General features: G+C 66.2%; 1 protein-coding gene and 1 pseudogene. Both read right to left on the bottom strand.

Annotated elements, in window-relative coordinates; all coding sequences use genetic code 11:
* Positions 1-385: pseudogene (locus AC2VOP_RS04130) on the bottom strand (aminotransferase); the annotation flags it as partial.
* Between the two features lie 66 nt (positions 386-451).
* A partial coding sequence (locus AC2VOP_RS04125; RefSeq protein ID WP_486959791.1) for a (Fe-S)-binding protein occupies positions 452-2,823 on the bottom strand: 2,372 nt, incomplete at its 5' end.

Genomic DNA, 2,823 nt, shown 5'->3' with positions numbered 1-2,823 from the left:
CGTTGCCCAGATAGACGTCGTCGACGTCGAAGCGGGGGAAGTCGTCGACCAGCTCATAGCGGGTGACCACCGCGCGCCGCGCCGGCAGGATGCCCTGCGAGTCGGAGTAGCCCTGTGCGTAGGGCAGCGCCTGGATCATGTCGCGCATGATCACGTCGGGGGCTTCGAAACCGAACGGCGCCGGATTGCCGATGTTGAGTTTGAGGATGCGATGCCCCTCGGCCTCCATGCGGGCGGCGTGGGCGTGCACCGGGCCCCGGATCTCGTACAGGACGTCTTGCAGTTTGGCCGACTGCGCGAACGTGCGTTGCCGCTGTTGCCCGGTACCCACATGCCACGGCAGGTGGTGAGTGCTCACGTCCACCATGGTGCCAGAGCTGTCCAGCGAAATTTTGCTGAGGCCGGCGATGACGGCTCCACTGGCACGCGAAGCGGCGCCGAGCCCTCGGGTTCAGTGTTTGCCCGGCGGACGAGCACCCTTGGTGATGCCCAGGCCCTTGGCCGGCGGCGCGGGTGGTCCGCCGGCGTTTTCTGGCGTCGGTCTCGCTTCACTGCCGGCCTCCGGCTGGGCTGGCTGGGCTGGGGCGGGCTTTTTGGCACCGGGTCGCCTGGCCCCGGCCGCCATACCCAACCCCTTGGCGGGCGCGACGGTCCGGGTTTCTGGCTTGGCCGGCCCGGTTTCCGCGGGCTTTGAGGCCGCGGGCGCCTCGGCAACCCCGGTAGAGGGTGCAGCCGCGGCCGGGGCGGTTGGGGCGACTCGCTGGGCGGCATCGCCCTTCGGTGGTAGGGCGACCGTGCTGCGATCCAGCGACTGCAGCAGCAGCTGAGCGATGTCACGCACCTCGACACCCTCCCGGCCGGCGAGCTGCTGGCGATCGTCGACGCCGTCGCTGACCATCACCCGGCAGAACGGGCAGGCGGTGGCGATGGTGGTGGCCCCGGTGGCCAGCGCTTCGTCGACCCGATCGTGGTTGACGCGTTTGCCTATGTGTTCTTCCATCCACATCCGGGCGCCGCCGGCACCGCAGCAGAACGAACGATCGCGGCTGCGCGGCATCTCGACCAGGTTCGCGCCCGAGGCCGTGACCAGTTCGCGGGGCGGGTCGTAGACCTTGTTGTGCCGGCCCAAAAAGCACGGGTCGTGGTAGGTGATGTCCTGAGAAACAGGAGCAACGGGAATCAGCCTCTTGTCCCGGACCAGCCGGTTGAGCACCTGGCTGTGGTGCAGCACCGTGAAGTCGGTGCCCAGTTGCGGGTATTCCCGGCTGATGGTGTTGAAACAGTGCGGGCAGCTGGTGATGATCTTGCGGTCGCCGGACGCCACGCCGTCGAACACCCCGTTCAGCGTCTCGACGTTCTGGGTAGCGAGTTGCTGGAACAAAAACTCGTTGCCCGACCGGCGGGCCGGATCGCCGTTGCAGGTCTCGCCGGAGCCCAGCACCAGATATTTCACCCCCGCGATGGCCAACAGCTCCGCAACCGCCTTGGTGACCTTCTTCGCGCGGTCCTCGAAGGCACCCGCGCAACCCACCCAGAACAGGTACTCGAAGCCGTCGAAGCTGTCGACGTCGCGGCCGTACACCGGAACGTCGAAGTCGACCTCGTCGATCCAGCTGGTGCGTTCGCTGGCGTTCTGTCCCCATGGGTTGCCCTTGGTTTCCAGGTTCTTAAACAGCGCATTCAGCTCGGACGGGAACTCCGAGTCGACCAGCACCTGATAGCGGCGCATGTCCACGATGTGGTCGACGTGCTCGATGTCGACCGGGCACTGCTCGACGCACGCACCGCAGTTGGTGCACGACCACAGCACGTCGGGGTCGATCACCCCGCCCTGTTCCTCGGTGCCGACCAGCGGGCGGGCCGCCTGCTCCGGTCCGCTGCCGCCGATCCGGGGAAACCCCGACTCCGGCACATGGTGGCCCCTGGCCGGCGCAGCGTCGGCCAGGTCGACCTTGCCCTCCGAGCCGGTCGGCGCTTCCTGCTCGCCGAGCAGATAGGGCGCTTTGTGCATCCAGTGATCACGCAGATCCATGATCAACAATTTGGGCGACAACGGCTTTCCGGTGTTCCACGCCGGGCACTGCGACTGGCAGCGTCCGCACTCGGTACAGGTGGCGAAGTCGAGCATGCCCTTCCAGGTGAAGTCCTCTACCTTGCCGCGGCCGAACACCGCATCCTCGGGGGGGTCCTCGAAATCGATTGGCTTGCCGTCGTATTCGATCGGCAGCAGCGGACCCAGCCCGTCCGGCAGTCGCTTGAAGACGACGCTGATCGGCGCCAGGAAGATGTGCAGGTGCTTGGAGTGCAACACGATGAGCAAAAAGGCCAACATCACCCCGATGTGCAGCAGCAGTGCGACGGTTTCGATGGTTTCGTTGGCCGTGCCCAGCGGCGCCATGATCCTGCCGAACAGCTGCGACAGGAACGCCCCGTTGCCGTAGGGCAGGGTGCCGGTGTTGACCGCGGCGCCGCGCAGCAGCACATAGGTCCACACCACGTTGAGGATCATGATCAGGATCAGCCAGGCGCCGCCATTGTGTGAGCCGTAAAAGCGCGACGCCCGACCTAATTCGCGTGGGTTGCGCATGGTGCGGATGATCATGAACACGACGATGGCGATGGTGACCGCCGTGATGAAGAAGTCCTGCACGAAGCCCAGCGCGTCCCAGGTGCCGACGATCGGCAGGTGGAACCGCGAGCTGAACAGCAGCCCGTAGGCCTCGATATAGACGGTGAGCAGCAAGAAGAAGGCCCACATGGTGAAGAAGTGCGCCGCACCCGGGATCGACCATTTCAGCAGCCGCGTCTGACCGGCCACCTCGC

This window comes from Mycobacterium sp. TH-M106, assembly GCF_057473765.1.
Note: the sequence above shows the minus strand (reverse complement) of the source record. Positions and strands in the feature narration are given on the sequence as shown.